This window comes from Ancylobacter sp. FA202 (assembly GCF_000380205.1).
Classification (GTDB): domain Bacteria; phylum Pseudomonadota; class Alphaproteobacteria; order Rhizobiales; family Xanthobacteraceae; genus Ancylobacter.
The window spans coordinates 2,169,197-2,194,816 of the sequence record NZ_KB904818.1 but is presented as its reverse complement, the minus strand read 5'-3'; the positions used below and the strand labels follow the sequence as shown (position 1 = coordinate 2,194,816).

23 protein-coding genes are annotated in these 25,620 nt (G+C 68.7%); 16 read left to right on the top strand and 7 right to left on the bottom strand.

The features are described from left to right. Positions 1 to 179 precede the first annotated feature (179 nt). Together betC and A3M1_RS0110000 are read right to left on the bottom strand one after the other, a co-directional pair. Positions 180 to 1,706, bottom strand: coding sequence for a choline-sulfatase (betC, locus tag A3M1_RS0110005; RefSeq protein ID WP_018388827.1), 1,527 nt, complete (start codon positions 1,704 to 1,706; stop codon positions 180 to 182). 90 nt (positions 1,707 to 1,796) lie between these two features. Next, positions 1,797 to 2,741, bottom strand: coding sequence for a choline ABC transporter substrate-binding protein (locus A3M1_RS0110000; RefSeq protein WP_018388826.1), 945 nt, complete (start codon positions 2,739 to 2,741; stop codon positions 1,797 to 1,799). A 149-nt stretch (positions 2,742 to 2,890) separates the two neighbouring features. Between A3M1_RS0110000 and A3M1_RS0109995 the strand changes: the two genes are divergently transcribed. From A3M1_RS0109995 to A3M1_RS0109945, 11 genes are all read left to right on the top strand, one after another. Then, complete coding sequence (locus A3M1_RS0109995; protein WP_018388825.1) at positions 2,891 to 3,820, top strand: LysR family transcriptional regulator; 930 nt, start codon at positions 2,891 to 2,893, stop codon at positions 3,818 to 3,820. A 207-nt stretch (positions 3,821 to 4,027) separates the two neighbouring features. After that, the gene (locus A3M1_RS0109990; RefSeq protein ID WP_026221249.1) at positions 4,028 to 5,176 is read left to right on the top strand and encodes a transporter substrate-binding domain-containing protein; all 1,149 of its coding nucleotides are present in this window, start codon (positions 4,028 to 4,030) and stop codon (positions 5,174 to 5,176) included. Continuing rightward, positions 5,176 to 5,832, top strand: coding sequence for an ANTAR domain-containing response regulator (locus A3M1_RS0109985; RefSeq protein ID WP_018388823.1), 657 nt, complete (start codon positions 5,176 to 5,178; stop codon positions 5,830 to 5,832). Before A3M1_RS0109990 ends, A3M1_RS0109985 begins: the two co-directional genes overlap by 1 nt. A 19-nt stretch (positions 5,833 to 5,851) precedes the next feature. Then, on the top strand, positions 5,852 to 7,090 hold the full coding sequence (locus A3M1_RS0109980; protein ID WP_018388822.1) for an urea ABC transporter substrate-binding protein: 1,239 nt from the start codon (positions 5,852 to 5,854) through the stop codon (positions 7,088 to 7,090). 480 nt (positions 7,091 to 7,570) lie between these two features. Further along, positions 7,571 to 8,443, top strand: a complete 873-nt coding sequence (locus A3M1_RS0109975) for a branched-chain amino acid ABC transporter permease (RefSeq protein ID WP_018388821.1) — start codon at positions 7,571 to 7,573, stop codon at positions 8,441 to 8,443. Between the two features lie 21 nt (positions 8,444 to 8,464). Next, entirely contained in the window at positions 8,465 to 9,529 is a 1,065-nt protein-coding gene (locus A3M1_RS0109970) for a branched-chain amino acid ABC transporter permease (protein ID WP_018388820.1), read from the top strand. After that, positions 9,529 to 10,284 carry an ABC transporter ATP-binding protein gene (locus tag A3M1_RS0109965; RefSeq protein WP_018388819.1) on the top strand — a complete coding sequence of 252 codons (756 nt, stop codon included), beginning with the start codon at positions 9,529 to 9,531 and terminating at the stop codon, positions 10,282 to 10,284. The genes A3M1_RS0109970 and A3M1_RS0109965 overlap by 1 nt, the downstream gene beginning before the upstream one ends. Next, the gene (locus A3M1_RS0109960; RefSeq protein ID WP_018388818.1) at positions 10,277 to 10,990 is read left to right on the top strand and encodes an ABC transporter ATP-binding protein; all 714 of its coding nucleotides are present in this window, start codon (positions 10,277 to 10,279) and stop codon (positions 10,988 to 10,990) included. The genes A3M1_RS0109965 and A3M1_RS0109960 overlap by 8 nt, the downstream gene beginning before the upstream one ends. Before the next feature lie 28 nt (positions 10,991 to 11,018). Continuing rightward, entirely contained in the window at positions 11,019 to 12,011 is a 993-nt protein-coding gene (locus A3M1_RS0109955) for an acetamidase/formamidase family protein (protein WP_018388817.1), read from the top strand. Positions 12,012 to 12,223: 212 nt separating this feature from the next. Further along, positions 12,224 to 13,942, top strand: a complete 1,719-nt coding sequence (locus A3M1_RS0109950) for a nitrilase-related carbon-nitrogen hydrolase (RefSeq protein WP_018388816.1) — start codon at positions 12,224 to 12,226, stop codon at positions 13,940 to 13,942. A gap of 108 nt (positions 13,943 to 14,050) precedes the next feature. Beyond that, a complete protein-coding gene (locus A3M1_RS0109945) occupies positions 14,051 to 16,402 on the top strand; it encodes a Tex family protein (RefSeq protein WP_085930265.1) in 2,352 nt (783 codons plus the stop codon). Between the two features lie 15 nt (positions 16,403 to 16,417). Here A3M1_RS0109945 and A3M1_RS0109940 read toward each other — a convergent pair whose 3' ends face one another. Next, a complete protein-coding gene (locus tag A3M1_RS0109940) occupies positions 16,418 to 17,671 on the bottom strand; it encodes an SLC13 family permease (protein ID WP_018388814.1) in 1,254 nt (417 codons plus the stop codon). A gap of 126 nt (positions 17,672 to 17,797) precedes the next feature. Then, entirely contained in the window at positions 17,798 to 18,871 is a 1,074-nt protein-coding gene (locus A3M1_RS0109935; protein WP_245261626.1) for a nucleotidyltransferase family protein, read from the bottom strand. A gap of 755 nt (positions 18,872 to 19,626) precedes the next feature. Between A3M1_RS0109935 and A3M1_RS26685 the strand changes: the two genes are divergently transcribed. The 5 genes from A3M1_RS26685 (at position 19,627) to A3M1_RS0109900 (ending at position 22,097) form a co-directional block, all read left to right on the top strand. Then, complete coding sequence (locus A3M1_RS26685) at positions 19,627 to 19,803, top strand: hypothetical protein (protein WP_018388810.1); 177 nt, start codon at positions 19,627 to 19,629, stop codon at positions 19,801 to 19,803. A gap of 69 nt (positions 19,804 to 19,872) precedes the next feature. Then, a complete protein-coding gene (locus tag A3M1_RS0109915; protein WP_018388809.1) occupies positions 19,873 to 20,070 on the top strand; it encodes a hypothetical protein in 198 nt (65 codons plus the stop codon). Positions 20,071 to 20,133: 63 nt separating this feature from the next. After that, on the top strand, positions 20,134 to 20,325 hold the full coding sequence (locus A3M1_RS0109910) for a hypothetical protein (protein WP_018388808.1): 192 nt from the start codon (positions 20,134 to 20,136) through the stop codon (positions 20,323 to 20,325). A 108-nt stretch (positions 20,326 to 20,433) separates the two neighbouring features. After that, positions 20,434 to 20,589 carry a hypothetical protein gene (locus A3M1_RS26680; protein WP_018388807.1) on the top strand — a complete coding sequence of 52 codons (156 nt, stop codon included), beginning with the start codon at positions 20,434 to 20,436 and terminating at the stop codon, positions 20,587 to 20,589. 188 nt (positions 20,590 to 20,777) lie between these two features. Further along, the gene (locus A3M1_RS0109900; RefSeq protein WP_026221247.1) at positions 20,778 to 22,097 is read left to right on the top strand and encodes a hypothetical protein; all 1,320 of its coding nucleotides are present in this window, start codon (positions 20,778 to 20,780) and stop codon (positions 22,095 to 22,097) included. A gap of 19 nt (positions 22,098 to 22,116) precedes the next feature. Here A3M1_RS0109900 and denD read toward each other — a convergent pair whose 3' ends face one another. From denD to A3M1_RS0109885, 3 genes are read right to left on the bottom strand one after another with little or no spacing between them, the layout of a single operon-like run. After that, positions 22,117 to 23,094, bottom strand: coding sequence for a D-erythronate dehydrogenase (gene denD, locus A3M1_RS0109895; RefSeq protein WP_018388806.1), 978 nt, complete (start codon positions 23,092 to 23,094; stop codon positions 22,117 to 22,119). Positions 23,095 to 23,127: 33 nt separating this feature from the next. Continuing rightward, the gene (locus A3M1_RS0109890; RefSeq protein WP_018388805.1) at positions 23,128 to 24,135 is read right to left on the bottom strand and encodes a 4-hydroxythreonine-4-phosphate dehydrogenase PdxA; all 1,008 of its coding nucleotides are present in this window, start codon (positions 24,133 to 24,135) and stop codon (positions 23,128 to 23,130) included. A gap of 28 nt (positions 24,136 to 24,163) precedes the next feature. Continuing rightward, positions 24,164 to 25,576, bottom strand: a complete 1,413-nt coding sequence (locus tag A3M1_RS0109885) for an NAD(P)H-dependent oxidoreductase (RefSeq protein WP_018388804.1) — start codon at positions 25,574 to 25,576, stop codon at positions 24,164 to 24,166. Between the last annotated feature and the right edge of the window lie 44 nt (positions 25,577 to 25,620).

Sequence of the window (25,620 nt, the reverse complement as noted above, 5' to 3'; positions counted from 1 at the left end):
ACCTGACCGAAGCACATCTGCGCAGCCGGTGAATCTGCCGGGACAACGTGCGCCCCGCGCCATTGTTTCCGCTCGACGCGCGGTTCTCGATCGCAATAGCGTGATGCGCCGCACCTCATCTGCGCCGCGGCGCAGCATGCTGGCGGTTTCGAGCCGTGACCGGAAAGAAAGGCGGTAGCCTATTCGCCGCGCGGAAAGCGCTGGCCGTCTTCCAGCACGTTCAGGTCCATATGGTTGCGCATATAGCGCTCGGAGGCCTTTTGCAGCGGCTGGAAATCCCAGGGGTAATAGGCACCGTTGCGCAGCGCCTCATAGACCACGTGGCGCCGCGCCTGGCTGGCGCGCACCTCGGCGTCGAAGCGGGCGAGGTCCCAGCGGGCGTTCATCGCCGCCGTCATGCGCTCCATAACCCCGGCGCAGGCGGGGTCCGCCGCGCGGTTGACCAGTTCCTGCGGGTCCTCGTCAAGGTTGGTGAGGATCGGCGGGTCGAGATCGCACAGGATGAGCTTCCACGGACCGTCGCGCAGCGCGACCAGCGGCGCGTAGGAACCTTCGGCGGCGTATTCCATCGGCACCGGCGACCGTTCGCCCTCGCCCTTGGCCGGGCGGACGAGGCTCTCGCCGTCGGTCCAGGGCATCACGCCGCTCAGATCGAGCCCGACCAGCTCGGCCAGCGTCGGCAGCACGTCGAGGGTCGAGGCCGCACGGTCGATCCGGCCGGCGGGAAGGCCGGGGGCGGCGATCATCAGCGGCACCCGCGCCGAGCCCTCCAGGAAGTTCATCTTGAACCACAGGCCGCGCTCGCCAAGCATGTCGCCATGGTCGGAGACGAAGACGATGATCGTGTCGTCACTTAGCCGGCAACGGTCCAGCACGTCGATGAGTTCGCCGATCTTCTCGTCGAGATAGGAGATGTTGGCGAAATAGGCCCGGCGCGAGCGGCGCACATCCTCGGGTGTCACCCGGCTGGCCGCGTGGTCGCTCGCCAGCATCAGGCGCTGGGCGTGCGGGTCCTGCTGCGCGAAGGGGATGGGCGGCACTACCGGGTCCAGCGCCGGGCAGTCCTCATAGAGGTCCCAGAAGCGCTTGCGGGCGACATAGGGGTCGTGCGGGTGGGTGAAGCTCACGGTGAGGCACCAGGGCCGGGAATCGTGCCCGCGCGCGAGATCGTAGAGCTTGCGGGCGGCGTGATAGGCCACCTCGTCGTCATATTCGAGCTGGTTGGTGATCTCGGCAACCCCTGCGCCCGTCACTGAACCAAGATTGTGATACCACCAGTCGATCCGCTCGCCCGGCTTGGCGTAGTCCGGCGTCCAGCCGAAATCGGCGGGGTAGATGTCGGTGGTCAGCCGCTCCTCATAGCCGTGCAGCTGGTCTGGCCCGACGAAATGCATCTTGCCCGACAGCGCCGTGTGATAGCCGGCGCGGCGCAGATGGTGCGCGAAGGTGGGGATGTCGGAGGTGAATTCGGCGGCATTGTCATAGACCCGCGTGCGGCTCGGCAACTGGCCGGACATGAAGGACGCCCGCGCCGGCGCGCAGAGCGGGCTCGCCGTATAGGTGTTGGCGAAACGCGCGGAACGGGCCGCCAGCGCCTTCAGATGCGGCGCGTGGAGAAAATCCGCAGGCCCGTCCGGGAACAGCGTCCCATTCAGCTGGTCGACCATCAGGATGAGGATGTTCGGGCGGGCAGTCAGGCGGGTCATGGATATGTTCCACGCGGCAGGCGAGGGGCGAGGGCGAGGCGGGCGCGGGCACGGGCCGGCAGCGGGCGCCGCCGGCCTCCCCGCCGGGGGTCACAGGCCGAGCGAGGCCTTCACCGCCGGCAGGCCGGGCTTGCCGTCAAAGGTGGTCACGCCGTCGAGCCAGGGGCCGAGCGCGGCCGGATTGGCCTTGATCCACGCCTTGGCGGCGGCCTCGGGGGTCTGCCCGTCATCGAGGATCTTGCCCATCATGGCGTTCTCGGTCGCCAGGTCGAATTTCAGCTGCTTGAAAAAGGTCGCCGCGTTCGGGCACTCGGCCGACCAGCCGGTGCGGGCGAGGGTCCGCACGCTCGCGCCGCCGAAATCGGCGCCGAAATAGGCGTCACCACCGGAGAGATAGGTGAGGTCGAACGTCTCGTTCATCGGGTGCGGCGCCCAGGCGAGGAAGACGATCCAGTTCTTGCCGTTCTGCGAGCGCTTCACCTGCGCCAGCATCGCCTGCTCGCCCGATTCAACCACCTTCCAGCCCTTCAGGCCGAAATCATTGGCCTCGATCATCTTCAGCATGTTCTGGTTGGCCGGCGCGCCGGGCTCGATGCCGTAGATCTTGCTGTCGAACTTGTCGGCGTTGGCGGCCAGGTCCTTGAAGTCCTTCACCCCGGCCTCGGCCACGTAGTTCGGCACGGCGAGGGTGAACTTGGCGCCTTCGAGATTGGTGGCGAGCACGTCCACCGCCTTCGCCTCGTTCAGCGCATCGATGAACTTCTGCTGCGCCGGCATCCAGTTGCCGAGGAAGACGTCGACATTGCCGTTCTTCATCGATTCATAGCCGATCGGCACCGAGAGCGTCTTCACGTCCTGGGTGTAGCCGAGGCCGCCGAGCAGCACGCCGGCGATGGCATTGGTGGACGTGATGTCGGTCCAGCCGGGGTCCGACATGCGGATGGTCTTGCAGGAAGGCGCGTCGGCCGCCGCAGCGGGGCCGGCCAGGAGGAGCAGCGAAAGGGCCGAAGCGGCCAGCACGGTACGGGTCATCATGAGACACCTCTGGAAGGGGATGAGACGCGCGAAATGTGCAAGGAGCCGCCTTGTGAGACCGGCCGCTTCCTTGCCTCCCGCACATCAGGCGGTTAAATGCTTTAGGCTGTGAAGCCGGATATTTTCGATGAAAGACATAAGCTGGCTCTATGTCTGAACGCGCTCTCGACCTTGGCTGGATCCGCGTGTTCGAGGCGGTCGGGCGGCTCGGCTCGATCACAGGCGCCGCCCGCGCGCTCGGCCTGTCGCAGCCGGCGGTGAGCTATGTGGTGCGCGAGCTGGAAACCCAGCTCGGCACGCCGCTTCTCGTGCGCGGCCATCGCGGCAGCGCGCTCACCCCGGCGGGCGAGGTGCTGCACCGCGCCACCCGGGCGGCGGCCGGCGAAATCGACACCGCCGCCCGCGCGGTGCGGCGCCTCAGCCGGCGGCCGGTGGTGCGGCTGTTCACCGATTACGGTTTCGCCTCGTTCTGGATGATGCCGCGCGTCGCCGCCTTCCGGCAGGTGCACCCGGAGACCGACGTGCACATCATCGCCTCCGCCGGCGCCGATCACGGCCTCGACGGGGCGGAGGATGTCGCCGTGCTGTTCGGCGCCCGACGGGACTTTCCGCCCGAGAGCGTGCAACTGGTCGAGGAGCGGATCTGGCCGGTGTGCAGCCCCGCCTTCGCCGCCCGCCACGGCCTCGGGCAGGACCCGGCGCGCATCGGCAATTTGCCGCTGCTGCATCTGGAAAGCACGCCGCATCCGCGCTGGTTCGGCTGGAGCGACTGGTTCGCCGCCATGGGGCTGGCGCGCGGGCCGGCGGGCAGCGATCTCAGCCTCAACACCTATGGCCTCGTGGTGCAGGCGGCGATGGCCGACCAGGGGGTGGCGCTGGGCTGGGCCGGGCTGATCGACGGGGCGCTGGCCGATGGCACGCTGGTGGCGGTCGGCCCGCCGCTGGCGCGCCGCGAAACCGGCTACTGGCTGGCACCGGGCGTCACCCTGTCCGAGCCGGCACGCGATCTCATCGCCTGGATCCTCGCCGAGGCGCGCGCGGGCTCCACAGGCGTGCCCGCGCGTGAAAAAGGTTCTTGACAAGAAGGTAACTTCACGCGAGCCTAAGAAACGAGCGACGGGCAAAGCTGCCCATTGTCGCGGCACTTTCGGACAACATTTCCAACGACGGCGTGTTCACGCTGATGGTTGGTGGCAACGACGCCCACGGCCTGACGGCCGGCGGGCGTTTTTTGTTTTGGGCTTCGGCCCGGGATCGTTTGGGCTCTAGGCCCGGTGGAGCAAGGCGTGTCGAAACCCGTCCGCATAGGCGTCATGTTCTCGACCACGGGGCCCTACAGCGTGGTCGCGCGCTCGATGCTGAACGGCGCCCTACTGGCGGTGGCGGAACGTCCGGCGCCGGGTCTTGCCATCGAGCCTGTCGTGGTCAATCCCGGCGGCGAACTTGGCCGCTACGCCGCGCTGAGCCGCGACCTGCTGCATGACGGCATCCGCCATGTGGTGGGCTGCTACACCTCGTCCAGCCGCAAGGAAGTGATCCCCTGCTTCGAGAAGCATGACGGGCTGCTCTGGTACCCCTCGCATTATGAGGGCTTCGAGAGCTCCAACAACGTCATCTACACCGGCGCCTCGCCGAACCAGCATGTGCTGCCGCTCGTCGACCACGTGCTGGCGACGCTCGGCTCCTCCGCCTTCTGCGTCGGCTCCAATTATATCTGGGCGTGGGAGAACACCCGCATCTTCCGCGAGGCGATGACGGCGCGCGGCGCCCGCGTATTGGCGGAACGCTATGTACCGGTGGGCGACACCGAGATCGACCAGGTGGTCGAGGCGATCCTGGAGGCGCGGCCCGCCTTCGTGTTCAACAATCTGATCGGCACCAGCAACTACGCCTTCTTCCGCGCTTTCCGCGCCGCCTGCGCCGCGCGCGGCATCGACCAGCGCAAAACCTTCCCGGTGGTCAGCTGCACCCTCTCCGAGCCGGAGCTGGAAGAGATCGGCCAGGAAGCGGTGGACGGGCATCTCTCCTCCTCGGTCTATTTCTCCTCGCTCGCCTCCCCCGCCAACGCCGCCTTCACCCGCTTCTATGGCGAGACCTTCCCGGACGGCCCCACCAGCTCGGCCGATGCGGAAGCCTCCTATATCGCGATGAAGCTGCTGATCTTGTCGCTAGCCGAGGCCGGCACCGACGATGTCGAGGCGGTGAAGGAAGCCGCCACCCGCCAGCACCTGCTCGCCCCGCAGGGCGAGGTGCGGATCGACCCGCAGACCCTGCACGCCTATCTCACGCCACGAATCGGGATTTCAAATGCGCAGGCCCGCTTCGACATTCTCGTCGAAGCGCCCGGCCCGGTGCGCCCGGACCCCTATCTCGTCCAGTCCTCGCCGCGCTATGCGGTCGCTGCCCGCAACTCTTCACTGAGAGTGGTAAAGTGATGGCACCTCGGCTGCTGCAAAACTTCAATGGCGGGCGGGCGCACATCGTCACGTCCAGCCTCACCGCGGTGGAAGCGCTGGAAAAGACGCTCGGCAAGCTCGGCGTCACGGCGCTCTATCCCGAGCTGGTGGACGGCCGGGCGCAGATCGACCTCGCCAGCCTGCAGCCCGAGCGCGACATCCTGTTCATCGACGGCGATCTCGACAACCCGGTGGCGCTCGATATCGACGCCGGCGCGCATCATCCCCCCGTGCCGGTGATCGGCCTGGTCGGGGTGGAAGCGCCGAGCCGGCTGAAGCACCTGATCCAGCTGGGCGCCTCGGCGTTCCTGCGCAAGCCCGTGCAGGGCGGCGCGGTCTACACCGCGCTGTTCCTCGGCATCAACCAGTTCCTGTTGCGCGGCGACCTTCGGGCGCGGCTCGACGACATGGATCGCCGCCGGCGTGGCCGCCGCGCGGTGGTGAAGTCCATCATCGCCCGCATGACGGAAGCGGGCGTCGATGACGACGAGGCCTATGAATGGCTTCGGCGCGAAAGCATGCGCTCGCGGCAGACCCTTGAGGCCTATTGCGAGGCGTTCATGACGGCGAGGGCTGGCCCCCTCGATGAACCGATGCAGCTCCGCCCGGCGGAGCCACGCGCGGAAAGAAGATAACCTTTCACAGGAGAAGAAAATGAACGGGAAGACCATGCGGGGGCTGCGTGCCGCAGCCCTCACGGGGACGCTTTTGCTCAGCGTCGCAAATGCCTTCGCCGCCGATCCGATCAAGCTCGGCGTGCTTGAAGACCAGTCCGGCGACTTCGCCGCCGCGACCATCGGCAAGGTGCACGCCATCCAGCTCGCCGCCGAGGAGATCAACAAGGCCGGCGGCATCGATGGCCGCCCGCTCGAACTGGTGATCTACGACACCCAGTCCGACAATACCCGCTACCAGGAATTCATGCGCCGCGTGCTGCAGCGCGACAAGGTGGACGCGGTGTTCGCCGGCTTCTCCTCCGCCTCGCGCGAGGCCTACCGCCCGATCGTCAACCAGTTCGACGGCCTCGCCTTCTACAACAACCAGTATGAAGGCGGCGTCTGCGACGCCAACATGATCGTCACCGGCGCGGTGCCCGAGCAGCAGTTCTCCACCCTCATCCCGTGGATGATGGAAAAGTACGGCAAGAAGGTCTACACGCTCGCCGCCGACTATAATTTCGGCCAGATCTCGGCCGAATGGGTGCGCAACATCGTCAAGGAGAATGGCGGCGAAATGGTCGGCGAGGATTTCATCCCGCTCGGCGTGTCGCAGTTCTCGCAGAACATCCAGAACATCCAGAAGGCCAAGCCGGACTTCGTGGTGACGCTGCTGGTCGGCACCGCGCAGGCCTCCTATTACGAGCAGGCCGCCTCCGCCAACGTCAACCTGCCGATGGCTTCTTCCGTGAACGTCGGCCAGGGCTATGAGCACAAGCGCTTCAAGCCGCCATCGCTCAAGGACATGTACGTCACCACCAACTACATCGAAGAGATCGACACCCCGGCGTCGAAGGACTTCTTCGCCAAGTTCAAGGCCAAGTTCCCGGACGAGCCCTATGTGAACCAGGAAGCCGAGAACTCCTATCTCGCGGTCTATCTCTACAAGCAGATGGTGGAGCGGGCGAAGTCGACCAAGCGCGACGACCTGCGCAAGGAGATCGCCAAGGGCGATGTCTGCATGGACGCTCCCGAGGGCAAGGTATGCCTCGACCCGAAGAGCCAGCACATGTCGCACACCATCTATCTCGCCAAGGTCGGCGAAGATCACTCCATCACCTTCCCGAAGGTGTGGGAGGGCATCAAGCCGTACTGGCTGGGTGAAGCCGGCTGCGACCTGACCAAGAGCGACCCGAGCGCGCAGTACACGCCCTCCAACCCGCCGCCGAAGAACTGATCGATCCTGACGCTCTCCGCGCCACGTCATCCTGAGGTGCACGGCCGAAGGCCGGGCCTCGAAGGATGGTGAAGCAGAAGACCCTCGGCGGAATAATCCTTCGAGGCTCGCTTCGCTCGCACCTCAGGATGACGGTCCGACAAAACCCAGGCCGCCATCCCTCCACCCCACCCGGCTGCCGCCTTGTTCCCCTCGGCGGCACCCGAAGGCATCGCCCCGGCCCGACCCCCCAGCTTGGCCGGGGCGATCGCCTGATCTGCTCACCTGCCGTCCCCTCATCCCCGCGCTTGACCCGGGGACCCAGCTGTCCCGCTGGGTAAGGGGCCCCGGGATGCCATGAACGGCGTCATCCTGAGATGCCGGCCGACAGGCCGGCCTCGAAGGAGGCTCACCCGGACGACCCTCCCTCACCGCCCGGTTCCCGCGCGGCTCAGGATAAGGTTGTCCCCTCGAAGCGAATGATCAAAGGCCCCACCGCACATGGATGTCGGAACCCTCGCCTTCTCCGCGCTCTACCAGTTCGGCGACGCCTTCGCCTTTCTGGTTCTGTCCGCCTGCGGCCTCGCCGTCATCTTCGGCATGATGGGCGTGATCAATCTGGCGCATGGCGAATTCATCATGTGCGGGGCCTATGTCACCGTCTCCGCCGCCCATGCCGGCGTGCCGCTGCCGCTCGCCATCCTCATCGGCGCGCTGGTCTCGGCCGCCGTGGGCGCGCTGGTGGAGATCCTCATCATCCGCCATCTCTATGACCGGCCGCTCGACACCATCGTCGCCACCTGGGGCCTCAGCCTCATCTTCACCCAGGGCACGCTGATCGTGCTCGGCTCCACCATGGCCGGCGTCGGCACGCCCTTCGGCAGCTTCACCGTCGGCGATTATTCCTATTCGCTCTATCGCCTCGTGCTGTGCGGCATGGCGGTAGTGGTCATCGCCGGGCTCTACGCGCTGTTCAACTGGACCCGCTTCGGCGTGATGGCCCGCGCCACCATCCAGGTGCCGCACATGGCGGCCGCGCTCGGCATCGACACCCGCCTCGTCTACAGCCTCACCTTCGCGCTCGGCGCGGGCCTGGCCGGCCTCGCGGGTGGGCTCTACGCCCCGACCATGACGCTGGTGCCGACCATGGGCACCACCTTCATCATGGAAGCCTTCGTCACCGTGGTGGTCGGCGGCGCCGACGTGTTCCTCGGCACCGCGCCGGCGGCGGCGATTCTCGCCGTGGTCAAGGCGACCATGACCTCCTGGTACGGCCAGTTGGCCGGCCAGATCGGCCTGCTCATGGCCGTCATCATCGTCATCCGGGTGCTGCCGCGCGGCATCTCTGGCTTCCTCCTGCGCGAGCGGGCCTGATCCCGGACACGGAAAACTGACATGAACGCGCTTTCACGTTTCTTCGCCCGCCTCGAAGGCCCGCAGACGCTGGGCCGGGGCCCCGGCTTCTGGATCGGCTTCCTCATTGTGCTGGCCGGCGCCTGCGCCTACCCGCTGTTCTCGGACGGCTACACGGTCGGCAACACGGTGTATTTCTTCACCTGGATCTTCATGGCGCTCGGCCTGTCCCTCATCTGGGGCTATGGCGGCGCGCTGAGCTTCGGCCAGACCGCCTTCTTCGGCATTGCCGGCTATGCCTATGGCATCCTCACCATCAATTTCGGCGCCGCCTATGGCTTCACCTTCATCGCGCTGCTGTTCGCGGTGGCGATCGCCGCGCTGTTCGCGGCGCTGCTCGGCTATTTCCTGTTCTTCGGCCGCATCTCCGGCGTGTTCCTCGGCATCGTGACGCTGTCAGTGACGCTGGTGCTGGAGCGATTCATGGCGCAGACCGCCGGCCCGGAATGGAAGATCGGCGCCGCCCGGCTCAACGGCTTCAACGGCATGAGCAACATGCCCCCGCTCACCGTGCCCTGGCCCGGCGGCGACATCGTGCTGTTCCCCGATGTGCAGCTCTATTACGTCGTGCTCGGCATGCTGGTGCTGGTGTATCTCGGCCTGCGCATCCTGGTGAACTCGCCCTTCGGCAATGTGCTCGTCGCCATCCGCGAGAACCCGGAGCGGGCGGAGATGCTGGGCTACGACATCCGCAAATACCAGCTCGGCACTTTCGTCATCGGCGCCGCGCTCGCCGGGCTGTCGGGCGTGCTCTACACCAGCTGGGGCCAGTATATCACGCCCTCCTCCATGGGCATGACCGCCGCCGCCCTGCCCATCGTCTGGGTCGCGGTCGGCGGGCGCTCGGACCTCACCACGACGCTGGTCGGCACCATCACCGTGCTCGCCGTGTTCCAGGCGCTCACCATCCATGGCAGCCAATATGCGCTTGTGGTGATGGGCATCATGCTGGTGCTCACCGTGCTTCTGGCGCCGCGCGGCCTCATCTACGCGCTGGCCCGGCTCATCGCCCGCCCCTTCTCCAAGCGTCAGCCGGGAGACGCCTGATGCCGATGCTCCAGACCCTAGGCCTCAACAAGCGCTTCGGCGGCCTGCACGTCACCAACAATGTCGACCTGACGCTTCAGGCCGGCGAGGTGCACTGCCTCATCGGGCCGAACGGCGCCGGCAAGTCGACGCTGTTCCGGCTGATCCTCGGCGAGCACCTGCCGAGCAGCGGCGCCATCCTGTTTGGCGGCGAGGACATCACCAGCCTCAAGCCGTTCCAGCGCATCCGCCGCGGCATGAGCGTGAAGTTCCAGGTGCCCGGCATCTTCAAGGCGCTGAGCGTCCGCCAGAACTTGGAGATCGCGATGCAGCACCATTATCCCCCGGCGGTGCTGGGCGAGGAGATCGACAAGCTGCTGGCATTCCTCAACCTCACCGCCGATTCCACGCGCCTCGCCGGCAATCTCTCGCACGGCCAGAAGCAGTGGCTGGAAATCGGCATGGCGGTCAGCCTCAAGCCGCGCCTGCTGCTGCTCGACGAGCCGACCGCCGGCATGTCGCCGGAGGAAACCCATGCCACCGGCGAAATGGTCAAGCGGCTCAATGCGCAGGGCATGACCGTGCTGGCGGTGGAGCACGACATGGCCTTTGTGCGTCAGGTGGCACAGCAGGTCACGGTGCTGCATCTGGGCAAGGTGTTCGCACAAGGCTCGATCGACGAGATCGTCGCCAATGAGGACGTCGCCGCCATCTATCTCGGCCAGACCACGGCACACGAAACCGCTCACGAGCCGGCGGGAGGCCCCCATGCGTAAGGAAGTCATGCTCTCCACCCTTGGCCTGCGCGCCGGCTATGGCGGCAAGCCGGTGCTGCAGGGCCTCGACATCGAGGTGCGCCAGGGCGAGATCGTCGCCGTCATCGGCCGCAACGGGGTGGGCAAGTCCACGCTGATGAAGAGCCTGATCGGCCTCGTGCCGGCGATGGAAGGCTCCATCGTCTTCGGCGACAAGCCGGTGGAACATCTCTCCGCCTTCAGGCGTGCGCGGCTCGGCATCGGCTATGTCCCGCAGGGCCGCGACGTGTTCCCCCGCCTCACCGTGGGCGAGAACATCGCGGTCGGCGGCATGCGCACGGGGCGCGTCACCGAGGCCGACCGCGAGCGCGTGCTCGGCTATTTCCCCATCCTGCGCGAGCGCTGGAGCCAGCGCGCCGGCACCCTGTCCGGCGGCCAGCAGCAGCAGCTCGCCATCGGCCGGGTGCTGGTGGCCAATCCGCAGCTCATCCTGCTCGACGAGCCCTCCGAGGGCATCCAGCCCAACATCGTGCAGGACATCGCCCGCATCATGGTTCAGCTCAACGCCGACACCGGCGTCACTGTGGTGCTGGTGGAGCAGAACATCGACATGATCCGGGCGATGGCCCAGCGCTGCTATGTCATGGACAAGGGCCGCGTCGTCGCCGAACTCACGCGCGAGGGGCTCGCCGATGGCGAGGCCATGCGCCGTCACCTCGCCGTCTGAACCAACAGCCGGAACCAAGGAGAACACCATGTCCTGGCTCGCGAACTCCCTCATGGCACGCAAAGGCCTCGCCAAAGGCCAGGCGGGCGCCACCCACTCCCTCACCGAGGCGGAGCAGGGCAAGTACCATTATGTCTACGGTCCCTATGTCGACCCGGTGCTGCGGGTCGATCCCGGCGCGGTCGTGGCGGCGGAAACCCATGACGCCTTCGAGGGCGCGATCAAGAGCGAGAGCGACAACCCGCTGGAGATCCTGAACTTCCCCTATCTCAACCCGCAGAACGGCCCGATCTTCGTCAACGGCGCGGAAAAGGGCGACACGCTCGCGGTCTACATCAAGAACATCGTGCCGCGCGGCCCGCAGCCGGTGGGTACCACGCTGATCATGCCCGATTTCGGCGGGCTGGTGCCGACCAAGGACACGGCGATGCTGAACGCGCCGCTGCCGGTCAAGGTGAAGAAGCTGCATGTCGATGCCGAAACCGGCACCAAATGGAGCGACAAGATCACCCTTCCTTACGTGCCCTTCATCGGCACCATCGGCACCTCGCCGGAGATCGAGGCGATCACCTCGCTGCAGCCGGACTATTACGGCGGCAACATGGACCTGCCGGATGTCGGCATCGGCGCGGTGATCTATCTGCCGGTGAACATCGCCGGCGGCCTGCTCTATCTCGGCGACTGCCACGCCACCCAGGGCGATGGCGAACTGTGCGGCGTCGCGTTGGAGCACCCCACCGTCACCACCATCCAGATCGACCTGATCAAGGGCTGGACCATCCACACCCCGCGCCTTGAGACGGAAGAGTTCATCATGTCCATCGGCTCGACCCGGCCGATGGAGGATGCCACCCGCATGGCCTATCGCGACCTCATCCGGTGGATGGCGTCCGACTACGGCTTCGACGAGATCGAGGCCTATATGCTGCTCACGCAATGCGGCCGCGTGCGGCTCGGCAACATGGTGGACCCGAAATACACGATGGGCGCCTCGATCCTGAAGTCGTACCTCACGGCCTGACCGTACAGATGCCGTCATGCCCGGCCGCAGGGGCGGGCATGACGCTTCCTCACACGCCACTTCTGTTCCAACCCGACGTCATCCTGAGGTGCCCGGCAAAGCCGGGCCTCGAAGGATGGAGGCTGCGTGCGCCCTGAGCGAACCTCCGTCGAGGCGCGCTGCGCGCGCGCCTCAGGATGACGGCGTCTTCCAAAAGAGCCCGGAGACCTGCCATGACCACGACGCTGAAGGTCGCAACCGTCCAGTTCGAGCCGACCCTGTTCGAGAAGGAGCGCAACCTCGCCCGGCTGGAGGCGCTGGTCACTGAAGCTGCGCAGCAGGGTGCCAAGCTCATCGTCACCCCGGAAATGGGCACGACGGGCTATTGCTGGTTCGACCGCGCCGAGGTCGCCCCCTTCGTCGAGACGATCCCCGGCCCGACCACCGACCGCTTCGCGGCGCTTGCCCGCGCGCGGGACTGCTACATCGTCATCGGCATGCCGGAGGTCGATCCCGCGACCAACCTCTATTACAATTCCGCCGTGCTGATTGGGCCTGAGGGCATCGTCGGCGCCCACCGCAAGACCCACCCCTATATCGCCGAGCCGAAATGGTCAGCACCGGGTGATTGCGGGCACAAGGTGTTCGACACGCCGATCGGCCGCATCGCGCTTCTCGTCTGCATGGACATCCATTTCATCGAGACCGCGCGCCTTGTCGGGCTCGGCGGTGCCGACATCATCTGCCACATCTCCAACTGGCTGGCCGAGCGCACCCCCGCGCCCTACTGGATCACCCGCGCGGTGGAGAACAGCTGCTACCTCATCGAATCCAACCGCTGGGGGCTGGAGCGCACGGTGCAGTTCTCCGGCGGCAGCTGCGTCATCGGCCCGGACGGCGCCATCGAGGCGGTGATCGATACGGGCGACGGCGTTGCCTGCGTCGAGATCGACCTGGAGCGCGCCCGCGCCCGCCGCATGCTCGGCGAACCCGTGTTCGAGCAGCGCCGGCCGGAACTCTATATGGAGCTGCCGACCACCACCTTCGCCTGGAATCCGCTCGACTTCTTCAGCCTCTACGGCCACCGCCCGCTGCCCAAGGGAAGGCGCTCGCAGGTCGCCGTGGCGCAGTTCGCCCCCACCGGCGACGCAAACGCCAATCTCGACCGCATCGAGGAGCTGGCCGGGGCGGCGAAGGCCGACGGGGCCGAACTCGTGGTCTTCCCCGAGCGCGCCGTCACCGGCCTCGATGCCCCCGCCGCCGTGCCGCTGAACGGGGAAGCGGTGGCCCGCCTCATCGCCATCGCCACCCGCCATGGCCTGCACCTCGCCGCCGGCCTCGCCGAGGACGAGGGCGGCACGCTCTATAACAGCGCCGTGCTGGTGGGACCGCAGGGGGTGATCGGGCGCTACCGCAAGACCCATCTAGACGCCTCCGACCACAATTGGGCGACGCCGGGCGATGAATGGGGCGTGTTCGACACCAAGTTCGGCCGCATCGGCCTGCTCATCGGCCATGACGCCGCCTTCCCGGAAGCGGGGCGCGTGCTGGCGCTGCGCGGCTGCGACCTCATTCTCTGCCCGGCGGCGCTGCGCGGGGCGCTCACCTCAGCCCATGCCGGCACGGCGATCGCGCAGAACTACCCGATCCCAACCGGCGCCGATCCGCATCACTGGCATTTGATGCGGGCGCGGGCCGGCGAGAACAATGTCCATCTCGCGTTCGCCAATGTGCTCGACGAGGCCTCTGGCTATGGCGGCAAGAGCGGCGTGTTCGGGCCTGACACCTTCGAGTTCCCCCGCCGCGAGGCCATTCTCACCGCCGTCGAGGGGGTCGTCGTGGCCGAGATCGACACCACCAATCTCGACACGCCCTACCCCACCAATGTGGTGCGGCGGAAGGATCTGGTGACGATGCGCCTGCCCCATCACTACCTCCCGCTCATCGGCTAAGGGCCCGCGCCTCATCCACAAGCCACGCCGCGCGGGCCGGGCGGCGTGGCCTTCGCGCGCGTGAGTGAATATGGTCTCGCCTTCCCCTCAAGCGATTCCGTGTTCCGCATGACCGATAAAAGCACCCTCGCCGCCGCCATCGCCCGCCAGATCGCGCAGACGATCGCGCAGGAGATCGGCGCGCGCCCGCAGCAGGCGGAAGCCGCCATCGCCCTGCTCGACGAGGGCGCCACCGTTCCCTTCATCGCGCGCTACCGCAAGGAGGCGACCGGCGGTCTGGACGACACCCAGCTGCGCCTGCTCGGCGAGCGGCTGATCTACCTGCGCGAGCTGGAAGCCCGGCGCGCCGCCATTCTCGAATCGATCCGCCAGCAGGAAAAGCTCACCCCGGAGCTGGAAGCCTCGCTCGCCGCTGCCGTCACCAAGGCGGAGCTGGAGGACATCTATCTCCCCTTCAAGCCCAAGCGCCGCAACCGGGCGGAAATCGCCCGCGAGCGCGGCCTCGGCCCGCTGGCGGAAGCGATTCTGGCCGAGCGTGCCGCCGTGCCGGCCGAGCTGGCGGCCGCCTATCTCACGGAAGAAGTGGCGGATGTGAAGGCGGCGCTGGAAGGCGCGCGCGACATCGTCGCCGAGCAGTTCGCACAGAATGCCGAGTTGCTGGGCCGGCTGCGCGGGCATCTCCGGCAGAACGCCAATCTCCGCGCCCGCGTGGTCGAGGGCAAGCAGGAGGAAGGCGCCAAGTTCTCCGACTATTTCGACCATGTCGAGCGCTGGGCCAATGCCCCCAGCCACCGCGCGCTCGCCATGCTGCGCGGGCGCAACGAGGATGTGCTGGCGCTGGAGATCGAGGTCGACATGGACGACCCCCGCCCGCTGAAGCCGGTGGTGCGGATGATCAACGAGGCCTACGCCATCGGCGACAAGCTGCCCGGCGATGCCTGGCTGATGGAGGTCGCCGGCTGGACCTGGCGGGTCAAGCTCTCGCTGCACCTCTCGCTCGATCTGATGACCGAGCTGCGGATGCGCGCGGAGAAGGAGGCGATCGACGTCTTCGCCCGTAACCTCAAGGACCTGCTGCTCACCGCCCCGGCCGGCTCGCGCACCACGATGGGGCTCGATCCCGGCATCCGCACCGGCGTCAAGGTGGCCGTGGTGGACGGCACCGGCAAGCTCGTTGCCACCTCGACCGTCTACCCCTTCCAGCCGAAGAACGATGTGCGCGGCACGCAAGCCGAACTCGCCCGCCTCATCCGCGCGCATGGCGTCGATCTCATCGCCATCGGCAATGGCACGGGCAGCCGCGAGACCGAGAAGCTGGTGGCGGAGCTGCTGGCCGCCCTCCCCGCGTCCGAAGCCGGCACCAAGCCGCTCAAGGTGGTGGTGTCGGAAGCCGGCGCCTCGGTCTATTCCGCCTCGGCTCTGGCGGCGGCGGAATTCCCCGGCCTCGACGTGTCGCTGCGTGGCGCGGTCTCCATCGCCCGCCGGCTGCAGGACCCGCTGGCGGAACTGGTCAAGATCGACCCGAAGTCGATCGGCGTCGGCCAGTACCAGCACGATGTCGACCAGTACCACCTCGCCCGCGCGCTCGATGCGGTGGTGGAGGACGCGGTGAACGCGGTCGGCGTCGATCTCAACACCGCCTCCGCCTCGCTGCTGGCGCGGGTATCGGGGCTCGGCACGGCGCTGGCCGAGGCCGTCGTCGCCCATCGCGACGCCAATGGCCCGTTCGCCAGCCGCAAACAGCTGAAGGACGTCGCCCGGCTCGGGCCGCGCACCTTCGAGCAATGCGCCGGCTTTTTGCGCATCCGCGACGGCGCTGAGCCGCTCGACGCCTCCGCCGTCCACCCGGAAGCCTATGGCGTCGCCCGCAAGATCGTGAGCGCCTGTGGGCGCGATCTGCGCAGCCTGATGGGCGACAGTGCCGCGCTGTCCGGGCTCAACCCCGCCGCCTTCGTCGATGAGCGCTTCGGCCTGCCCACCGTGCGCGACATCATCGCCGAGCTCGACAAGCCCGGCCGCGACCCGCGCCCGGCCTTCAAGACCGCCACCTTCGCCGACGGCATCGACGACATGAAGGACCTCAAGCCCGGCATGGAGCTGGAAGGCACCGTCACCAACGTCGCCGCCTTCGGCGCTTTTGTGGATATCGGCGTGCATCAGGACGGGCTGGTGCATGTCTCCCAGCTCGCCGACCGTTTCATCAAGGACGCGCATGAGGTGGTGAAGGTCGGCGATGTGGTGAAGGTGCGGGTGCTGGAAATCGACATCAAGCGCAAGCGCATCTCGCTCTCCATGCGCCGCGACGCCGGGGCCGGCGCGCCCCAGCGTGGCGTGGGCGACAAGCGTGAGACCCCGCAGCCCCCGCGCACGCCCAACTCCCGTCCACCCGCGCGCGAGCCGCAAAAGGCGCCGCAGGGCGCGCTCGGCGCCGCGCTGATGGACGCGCTGAAGCGGCGCTGAGGCAGGGCGGGACGCTCAGGCGCCGATCAGCACGATCCAGCCGGCCGCCATCGCCATGCAGGCGAGGGTGACCGGCACGCCGGCGCGGGCGAATTCGCTGAAGGAGATCTTCACCCCGCACGCCGCCGCCTGTTCCACCACGATGATGCCGGCGAGGCTGCCGAACACGATCAGGTTGCTGGAAAAGCCGGTGCCCAGCGCCAGCGCCGCGCCCAGCGCCTCGGCATCCCCGCCGGGGGTAAGAAAGGGGATGAGCAGCATCACGGCGGGGTTATTGCCGACGATATTGCTCAGCGCGCCACCCACGAGATAGAGCGCCAGCGGATCGTCGAGGTTCAGCCCGGTGGCGCGCAGCCCGTTCAGCAGTTCCTGCGGCAGGCCGGTGGCCGCCATCGCCGCATTGACCACGAACAGCCCCATGATCAGCAGCAGCAGGTCGCCATCGACATGGGCGAGCAGGTCGCGCGAGGCGATCTGCCTGTTGATCAGCAGCACGCCGGCGGCGCCGAGCGCGATCAGTTCGCGCGGCCAATCGCTGAAGATAAAGGCCGCCACCACGAGGAGCGTCACCAGCCCCGCCTTCGCCGTCTCCACCCGGTTGAGCGGCACCGGGGGAGGCGCCGCTTCCGGCGCAGCTCCCGGCATCCGCGCGCCCGCGCCCTGCGGCAGTGTCCAGCGGCCGCGATAGATCAGCGCCACGATCCCCCACACCAGCGGCAGCGAAGCCAGCGCTGGCAGGCCGGCAATGGCGAGAAACCCGTTGAAGGACAGGCCAAGCTGCTGCGCGGCGATCATGTTCTGCGGCGAGCCGATCAGCGTGCCGGCCGAGCCGGTATTGGCGGCGAAGCAGAAGGCGAGGAGGAACGGCACCGGGTTGAGCCCGCGCGCCAGGGTCAGCGACACCAGCAGCGGCGTCATCGCCACCACCACCACGTCATTGGTCAGCAGCGCCGAGAGCCCGCCGCCGACGCCGATCAGAACCGCCAGCAGCACCGGCGCGCTCACCGGAAGCAGCGCCACCCGCTCGGCGGTCCAGCCATAGAAGCCGGAGACGACGAAGGCCGAGGACACCACCATCAACCCGAACAGCATGCCGACGCTGGCATAGTCGATCGACTCCCACGCCGCCTTCGGGCTGATGCCGCCCGCCACCATCACCGCCAGCGCGCCGACAATGGCCGCCCCGGTGCGGTCCACCTTGAAGCCCGGCAGCTTGCCGAAGCCCATGGCGACATAGACGAGAAGGAAGATGAGAAGGGTCAGGGCCATGGCGGTCGCGGTTCCCGGCGCGGCGAAGGGCGCGGATCGCCGGAGGCGGCGATGCTTGAACGCCAACCCTTAGGCAGCGGGGCGCGCGAGGGCAAGACGTTCGGCGCCAGCGCGGGACAGCGGCGCTCAGAGCTCGCGTGGCGCGTTCGGCGTGATGAGCCGCCGTGCAAAGACAGCCGCCATGACCGGCACCTGCCAGGGCGCCCGCAGGATCCGCCGCCCGCCTTCGCCGAACAACGCCTGCGCCGCCCGCAGCGTGTAGTGCCAGCGCGGAGACCTGGCGAAGCGCTCCATCTTCCGCAGTTGCGCCGGGTCGGCCGGCAGTGGGTTGGGCAGGTCGAAACAGGTCTCGGTGACGGTGAGCAGGCGCTGTGCAGACCTTTCCCATCCCGCCTGCTTCACCCGCGCGAGAAAGGCCGCCGGCACCGTGCCCGCGAAATCATCATGAACCCGCTGGACAAGATCGAGTGCCTTCACCAGCGGGATTTCGGCAATGCCCAGCCACGATCCTCTGGGGTCGGTGCATTGCTGCAGCGAGCACAGCAACCGTCCCATCGGGTCGAGCTGGCCGATCCGCAGCCCCTCCCAGTCCAGCCATTCCACGCCCTGCGCCGCCTCATCGTCCGGCAGCAGGGCCTCATAGGGCGCCACGACGCTGTGGTGCAGCTCGATCCGGGCCATCTCGTCGGGATGGAAGAAGCCCGGAAAATGCCGGGGGCTCACATTCTCGGGGCCCTCCGAGACATAGCCGAGGCCGCGCAGCACCTGCATCGCCGCGCGCTGCGCGCTCTCTTGCGGCAGCCAGACGTCGAGATCCATCATCTGCCGCCCGGCGGCGGGCCCTTCCGGCGGCAGCAGCGTCAGCGCGCCCTTGAGCCAGACCGGCTCCAGCCCGGCCGCGTTGAAGGCGGCGCTCACCGTCCGCATCTGCCGCCGGAAGCCCTCATTGCGCTCGGCGTTCCAGTCCGCCACCGCCGCCAGCAGCTCGGCCAGTTCCGCATCGACCCGGTCGAGGAGCCCGTGACGGACGAGCGTGACGTGAAGGGCGGGAATCAGCCGGTGTTTGTCGGCCTGGGCGAGCAGGTCCTGCCAGGGCGGCGTCGCCGGCCAGTCCGCCAGCAGCGATTCGCGGGTGGAGAAGGGCGAGACGAGGGCGCCGAGCAGGCGCAGGCCTTCAAGGACGGATGGACGGCTCGGCATGGCGACCCCTTGACCGGCGCGGGTGGCGCGAAGCCGCCGCCCGGCCTGCGGCATCCCGGCCAACGCTATGTCAGCCCTCCGGGCCGGGCAAGCGCGCGGCAGGCAAATGCCGAAGCCGCACACGCCGCATTTCACGCTGGTGTCATAGGACCATTGACGGTAAATTGAAACTACCCTCCATTGTATGCGCCGATGGGGAATGCCTCCGGCGAACGTGCCGGTCCTGCCTTCCCGGCAACCTTGCTCTCACCTGCGAGACCGACCATGCCTCCTTCCCTGCCTGAGCCGGAAAAGACACCCGCCACGGATGAGCGCCGACGCGCGGCGTTGCGCCGCCTCGGCCGCGGCGCCGCCTATGCGGTGCCGGCCACCTTGGCGCTAATGACGCTGCGCCGCGCCTCGGCGGCTAGCCCGCCCGGCTGACCAGACGGGCTGCCGCACGACACCCGGTTCCCGCTCCCTCCTGAAAAGGCTCCAGCCCGCTAATGACCACGCGAGAGAACGCGCCGCCGCAGGGCGTGCTCCCCGGCAACGGGCCCGCCCCATCCCCCGCCGCGCCCGCCGACGCCCGTCGCCGCGACGCCTTGCGGCGCCTTGGCCGAGGCGCCGCCTGTGCCCTGCCGGCCACGCTGGCGATGATGACGATGGACCGGGCCGTCGCCCTCAGTTGACGCGCGGTCGGTGGAGGTGCATTTTTACCCTCCAGTCTTGGCTGCGCGTATATCCGCCTTGGCTCAACGAGATGAGGGAGCACCATGGCGACTGATCGCGAATCGACGACCGAGCGGGACACTCCCGCCACCCGCCCTGCGCTGGAAGGGGCTGAGCTGCGTCGGCGCGCGGCACTGGCCAAGCTCGGCCGCGCCGCCGCCTATAGCGTTCCCGCCACGGTGAGCCTTTTGATGATGTCCCGGTCCGCCCGGGCAAGCTGATCGCTGCGGCAGCATCGCTGACAACACAATTCTGCCCCGCTTTTCGCCACCCCTTCGGGATAAGCGCGCATGACACACTCTGACGACAGCGACTCCGACAACACCCACGCCGGGACGCAGGCCCCGTCCGCACACCCGGCGCCGACCGAGGCCGTCGACAGCCGCCGGCGCGCGGCGCTGGCGAAGCTCGGTAAGACGGCCGCCTATGCGGTGCCCGCCACGGTCAGCCTGATGGCGATGAGCCGCTCGGCCCGCGCCTGCGTCTGACCGGCGGCCCCGGGGACCCGGCGCCGCCTTCCGCCTCGCCCCACCGCCTCCGGGAAGCCGCGCATGACCATTTCTGACCACGTGGCCGACGATGTGCCGGCCACCGCTACCCTCCCGACCTCCCCTGCGCAGCCAGGCGAGGCGATCGACAACCGCCGGCGCGCCGCGCTGGCGAAGCTTGGCAAGACGGCCGTCTACGCGGTGCCGGCCACGGTGAGCCTGATGGCGATGACCCGTTCCGCCCGCGCCTGTTGACCCGCTGCACCGGGGGCATGACAGCGGTTCGGATAAGCCCCGCCCCGGGGCACCTTTGAAGAGGGCGCCGCCCCCCGGGAGGCGACCGCCGATCGGCCGGAGAAATCGATGTCAGCTGAAGAGAACACCCACCTCGTCAGGAAGCCGCCGACCACCGATGAGCGCCGGCGCGACGCCCTGCGCCGGCTCGGCAAGGCGGCGACCTATGCCGTACCGGCAACACTCAGCCTGATGGCGATCAAACGCGCGGCGGCGGATAGCTAGAGCCCTTTCGCGCGACGCGGCTCCGCTTCGCGTGCAGAAAATGCGTAAAACAAAAACCTGGAGCCTTTTCGAGCGAAGCGGGTCCGGTTCGCGCGACCCGAAAGCCCCCGGCACGCGCCTCTCCGTCCCAGAACCCCGTGCCCCGAGGGCGGAAAGGCCGACCCGTTTCGCATGACCCCGCAGAGCCCATGACCCCGCACCGCGTGCCCACCGACGCCGTCAGCGCGACCGATCCCTCGCCCGAGCGGTTCTATTTCCGCGTCGTCGACCAGATTCTGTTCGTCTTCGACGCCGATGACGAGATGGCGCATGCGCTGAACGAGGCGGCGGCGCAGCTGTTCCTCAGCCTGCCCCCGCATTTCCAGCCGATCGCCGCTCTTGCCGCCGAGGCCGGGCTGCCGCTTGAGGCGCCGCTGCGGGAAAGTCTCGCCGCCTGGGAAGAGCTCGGCTGGATCGAGAGCGACGGTGCCGGGCAGGTGCGGTTGCGGAACACGAGGGGGCCCCGGTCGGACGCGGCGCGCGCGGCCGACCTCGCCCCGGCTGGCGAGGAGAGGCTGGTGGATGGCTACCAGGTCCGGTTGGCCGGCTCCTCCGTCGCGTTCCGCCTGTTCGTCAGCGGCGGGCCGGAAGGCCCCGGCGGGGCGGCGACGCTGGACGAGCTATCCGCGTTCGACGACCCGTCCGATCCCGATGGCTTCGCCGCCCGGCTGGCGAGCGGCCGGCGCATGTTCGGCTTCTTCGGCGGCTTTCTCGATCCCACGCCGGAGCGTCATCCCCCCCTCGCCACCATCGACCTCGTGGCGACGCCGGAGGGTTTCCTGCTGCGCTGCGGCCCGCGCCGCCTGTTCACCGAGAAGGTGGCGGTCGTGGTCGGCAAGGTGCGGCTCTGGCTGCTCGATCTCGTCTATCGCGCGCCCCACCCTTCGGTCTTCGTCCACGGCGCGGCGCTCGCCACCACGGCGGGCGCGGTGGTGATGGCCGGCGTATCCGGCGCCGGCAAGAGCACGCTTTCCGCCTATCTGGTCACGCGCGGCTGGCGCTTCGGCACGGATGATTCGCTCGCCCTCGGCTTTCGGGACGGCGAGGCGGTGGTGCTGCCGTGCCCCGGCGCGATCAACGTCAAGCCGGGGAGCACCGCCACCCTGCTGCCCTTCCACCCGCAGCTGGCGGCGCTGCCGCTGATCGGCGTGGGCGAGAAGCGCGGGCGCTATCTGCCGGTGCCGCTCGCGCTCCACATCGGCGCCGAGGGTGGCGAGAACCATGTCCGCTGCTTCATTTTCCCCCGCTTCGCGGCCGGCTCGCCGACACGGGTGACGGCGCTCTCCCCGGCACAGGCGCTGCTCGAACTGATGGAAGCGGAGTTCGATCTCGCCGAAGAGGCCGGCGCGGCCGAATTCGACGCCTTCTTCGACACGCTGGAGCGGATGCCGCGCTACGCCATCGTCTATAGCGACCTCGTCGAGATGGAAGCCGTGCTGCGCCGGCTGGTGGCGGGCGAGAGCGCCTGAGACCCGGCCTGCCGGCGCGTCACAGCGCCGGCAGGCGCCCGCCCAGCTCCTCGTCGATATAGGCGTCGAGTATCTCAGCGAAATCCACGTCGCCGACAAAGCCGAGCGCGCGCGCCCGCGCCGCATCGAAGCGCTGCGGCCAGCTGCCCACCACGCGGGCCACGGTGGCATCGGGCGCGTGGCGGATCAGCCCGGCCACACGATCGCCCGCCCGTGCCCGCAGCGCCGCGATCTGCTCGCCCACCGTGACCGAGACGCCCGGCATGTTGAGGCTGCGGCGGGCACCGAGCGGGCCGGTGTCGAGGCTGGCGGCGTGCAGGAGATAGGACACGGCGGCGCGCGGCGAGGCGATCCACACGCGCATCGCCTCCTCCACCGGCAGCACGGCTTCCTCACCCTTCAGCGGCTCGCGCATGATCGAGGAGAGAAAGCCCGACAGCGCCGCATTCGGCCGGCCGGGGCGCACGCACACGGTGGGCAGGCGCAGCGCCAGAGCGTCGATAAAGCCGCGCCGGCTGTAATCGGCCAGCAGCAGCTCCACCATCGCCTTCTGCACCCCATAGCTGGAGGAGGGCGCGCAGAGATAGTCGTCGTCGACCACCTCAGGGCACGGCGCGCCGAACACGGCGAGCGAGGAGGCGAACACCACGCGCGGCCGATAGTCCGGCAGCGCGCGGATCGCCTCCAGCAGCGCCCGCGTGCCGTCGAGATTGACCCGGTAGCCCTCCTCGAACCGCGCCTCCGCCTCGCCGGAGACGATGGAGGCGAGGTGGAAGATCACCGCCGGCCGCCCCGCCACCAGCGCCGCGGCGGCACCGGGGGCGGCATAGTCGCCGGCCTGGCACTCCACCGCGAAGGGCTGCGACGCCGGCGTGGGGTCGACCACGTCGTGCAGCACGGCGGTCGTCACCGCCGCCCCGCCGAGCCCTTCCACCGCCAGGCGGGCGAGCAGCTTGCGGCCGAGCATGCCGGCGGCACCGAGGATCAGGATCTTCATCGGCGGGTCTCCGTTCAGGACGCCTCGGTTTTATCAGCCGGCCGGCGCCGCGTCCCGGCGCGCCCGCGCCATGCGGCAGGCGACATCGAACGCCGCCTGAATGGCGCCCCAGCCGGCCTCGCCCTTGCCATAGCGATCAAAGGCGGTGCCATGGGCGGGGGTGGCGATCGGGATCGGTATGCCGCCATGCACGGTGACGCCGCGCGAGAAGCCCATCAGCTTCATCGCGATCTGCCCCTGGTCGTGATACATGGTGACGATGGCGTCGAGCTCGTCTTTCTTCAGGAACAGCGTGTCGGCGGGGAACAGGCCGAGCACCGGCAGCCCCTGCGCCCGCGCCGCCTCCATGGCGGGGGCGATCACGTCGATCTCCTCGCGGCCGAAGCTGCCATTGTCGCCGGCATGCGGATTGAGCCCGCATAGGGCGATGCGCGGCTCGGCCACGCCCACCCGCACCAGCGTGGAATGGATGAGCCGGATCGCGCCGACGATGCGCTCCTCGGTCAGCAGCCCCGCCACATCCTTCAGCGGTACATGGCTGGTGACGCGGCTGGTCCACAGCCCGTCCAGCGCGTTCAGTTCGCCATAGGGGCCGTTGGGCTGCAGCATCTCGGCGAACCAGTGGGTCTCGTCGGGATGGCCGAGCCCGCCCAGATGCAGCGAATGCTTGTTCAGCGGGGCGAAGCACACCGCGTCGGTCACGCCGGCCGTGGTGTACTCGATGGCGCGGCGCAGCGTGTCCATGGCGTAGCGCCCGCCATTGGCGGTGGAGACGGCGCGCGCGAACGGCGCCTCGCCCCGGCCGCGATAATCCACCAGCACAGGCACGCCGGGGAACAATTCCGGGCGCTCGGCGTCGCCGGCCAGCGCATAGTCGAAGCGCGCGCCGCAGATCCGCATGGCTTCTTCCAGCTCATCGCGGTCGGCGACGATGAGAATGTCGGCGGCCTCGCGGTTCGGGGCATGGGCGAGCAGGCGGACGACGAGTTCGGCGCCGATGCCGGCAGGGTCGCCGGGCGCGATGGCGATGCGGGGGATCATGGGTGTCTCCTGGAATGTCGGCAAAGGGTCAGGAATGGGCCGGCGCGGTGTGGGCCGGGCCGAAGAACGCCGAATCCTGCAGGCGGCGCAGCGCCAGCAGTTCGGAGCCCTCCTCCACCGCGATATCGGCCATGGTGATCAGCTGCCCGGCCGCCACGGGCCGGACGAGGGTGCGGTTGGCGGCGAGGTAGAACGGGGCCGGCGCCTCCGGTGTCAGCGGCGCGCCCGGCACCAGCTCGGCGCTCGTGCCCTCGATCGTGTGGTGATGCCCGCCCATGGCGAGCACGCCGCCGGCCGGCAGGGGCTGGGTGGCGCGGGCGACGAGGTCGAGATGCGGGCGCGGGTCGATACCGCCGCTGGAAGCGCCGAGCAGCGCCGCCTCCAGGATCGTGGTCGCCGCCTCGACGCCGAGCAGATGGCGCGGCAGGTACAGCATCGCCGTGGCGCCGGAGCGCGACACGACATGGCCCTTCTCCGCCAGCATGTCCCAGGTCGCGCGGTCGGTACAGCGCACCACCACGAACACCCCGCCGGCAAAGCTCGGCTCATGCGGCGCGCGCAGGCAATGGAACACGTCGATCCGCTGTTCACCGGCGAGCAGGCCGCCTTCATGGCGGCCGGCGAGCAGGTCCGGCACCTCGCTGATGCGGGCGATCGGGGCGTGCAGCTCCGGCCGGTCCGGCAGGAATCCGGTGGCATTGCCGACGATGAGCAGTTCGCACAGGTCAGGCACGGCGCGCTGCGGCAGCATCGCGGCGACCTCCGCCCGGGCGGCGACGATCTCGGCGGCCGGGCGGGTGCCGATGGTGAAATGCGCGGCCATGCCGGGGGCGGCGATGGCGCGGCCATTGCTGGTCAGCTCATCCGTGGCGGCGTCGAACACGAAGTCATATTCGCTCGACTTGCCGGCGGCGACGATCTCGAATCCCAGAATCTGCGCCCAGGTGACGAGGCCGATCAGCAGGCTCGGCTGGTCGCCATCCACCGGCGTCGCCACCACGCCGCGCGCCGCCGCCATCCGGGCAAGGCCCGGGCCGACCACGCTGTCGAGTTCCTTGGAGACCACCGCGAGATGCTTGCCCGCCTCAAGGGTCAAACGCGCATGGCGGGCGCCGGCCTCGGGATGGCCGGTCGCTTCCACCACCACCTCGATGGCGAGGCCCAGCACGGTGGCGAGATCACCCGCCGCGACGAAATCGCCGGCCGCGAAAGCCGCCTGCGCCTCCTCCGGCGTCGTGCAAACATGAATGCGCGCCGGGTCGATGCCGACCGAGGCCAGCGCGCGCGCGGCAACCTCCGCCTCGCGGTCGACGGCGACCCGGCAGCGCATCAGCGGCACCCGCAGGCCCTGCGCGAGAAAACTGCGGCCGAAGCCGCCGGTGCCGACGACGCAGGTCTCGACCGGGCCCCGGTCGGCGGCGAAATAACGATGATAGTTCATGGACTTGCCTTTGGTGTCGCAGTGCCTCGGTCACGGTTCCACCA

Coding starts and splice junctions, on each gene's coding strand:
- betC (WP_018388827.1), bottom strand. CDS start 1,706: ATGACCCGCCTGACTGCCCGCCCGAACATCCTCATCCTGATGGTCGAC.
- A3M1_RS0110000 (WP_018388826.1), bottom strand. CDS start 2,741: ATGATGACCCGTACCGTGCTGGCCGCTTCGGCCCTTTCGCTGCTCCTC.
- A3M1_RS0109995 (WP_018388825.1), top strand. CDS start 2,891: ATGTCTGAACGCGCTCTCGACCTTGGCTGGATCCGCGTGTTCGAGGCG.
- A3M1_RS0109985 (WP_018388823.1), top strand. CDS start 5,176: ATGGCACCTCGGCTGCTGCAAAACTTCAATGGCGGGCGGGCGCACATC.
- A3M1_RS0109980 (WP_018388822.1), top strand. CDS start 5,852: ATGAACGGGAAGACCATGCGGGGGCTGCGTGCCGCAGCCCTCACGGGG.
- A3M1_RS0109975 (WP_018388821.1), top strand. CDS start 7,571: ATGGATGTCGGAACCCTCGCCTTCTCCGCGCTCTACCAGTTCGGCGAC.
- A3M1_RS0109970 (WP_018388820.1), top strand. CDS start 8,465: ATGAACGCGCTTTCACGTTTCTTCGCCCGCCTCGAAGGCCCGCAGACG.
- A3M1_RS0109965 (WP_018388819.1), top strand. CDS start 9,529: ATGCCGATGCTCCAGACCCTAGGCCTCAACAAGCGCTTCGGCGGCCTG.
- A3M1_RS0109960 (WP_018388818.1), top strand. CDS start 10,277: ATGCGTAAGGAAGTCATGCTCTCCACCCTTGGCCTGCGCGCCGGCTAT.
- A3M1_RS0109955 (WP_018388817.1), top strand. CDS start 11,019: ATGTCCTGGCTCGCGAACTCCCTCATGGCACGCAAAGGCCTCGCCAAA.
- A3M1_RS0109950 (WP_018388816.1), top strand. CDS start 12,224: ATGACCACGACGCTGAAGGTCGCAACCGTCCAGTTCGAGCCGACCCTG.
- A3M1_RS0109945 (WP_085930265.1), top strand. CDS start 14,051: ATGACCGATAAAAGCACCCTCGCCGCCGCCATCGCCCGCCAGATCGCG.
- A3M1_RS0109940 (WP_018388814.1), bottom strand. CDS start 17,671: ATGGCCCTGACCCTTCTCATCTTCCTTCTCGTCTATGTCGCCATGGGC.
- A3M1_RS0109935 (WP_245261626.1), bottom strand. CDS start 18,871: ATGCCGAGCCGTCCATCCGTCCTTGAAGGCCTGCGCCTGCTCGGCGCC.
- A3M1_RS26685 (WP_018388810.1), top strand. CDS start 19,627: ATGGCGACTGATCGCGAATCGACGACCGAGCGGGACACTCCCGCCACC.
- A3M1_RS0109915 (WP_018388809.1), top strand. CDS start 19,873: ATGACACACTCTGACGACAGCGACTCCGACAACACCCACGCCGGGACG.
- A3M1_RS0109910 (WP_018388808.1), top strand. CDS start 20,134: ATGACCATTTCTGACCACGTGGCCGACGATGTGCCGGCCACCGCTACC.
- A3M1_RS26680 (WP_018388807.1), top strand. CDS start 20,434: ATGTCAGCTGAAGAGAACACCCACCTCGTCAGGAAGCCGCCGACCACC.
- A3M1_RS0109900 (WP_026221247.1), top strand. CDS start 20,778: ATGACCCCGCACCGCGTGCCCACCGACGCCGTCAGCGCGACCGATCCC.
- denD (WP_018388806.1), bottom strand. CDS start 23,094: ATGAAGATCCTGATCCTCGGTGCCGCCGGCATGCTCGGCCGCAAGCTG.
- A3M1_RS0109890 (WP_018388805.1), bottom strand. CDS start 24,135: ATGATCCCCCGCATCGCCATCGCGCCCGGCGACCCTGCCGGCATCGGC.
- A3M1_RS0109885 (WP_018388804.1), bottom strand. CDS start 25,576: ATGAACTATCATCGTTATTTCGCCGCCGACCGGGGCCCGGTCGAGACC.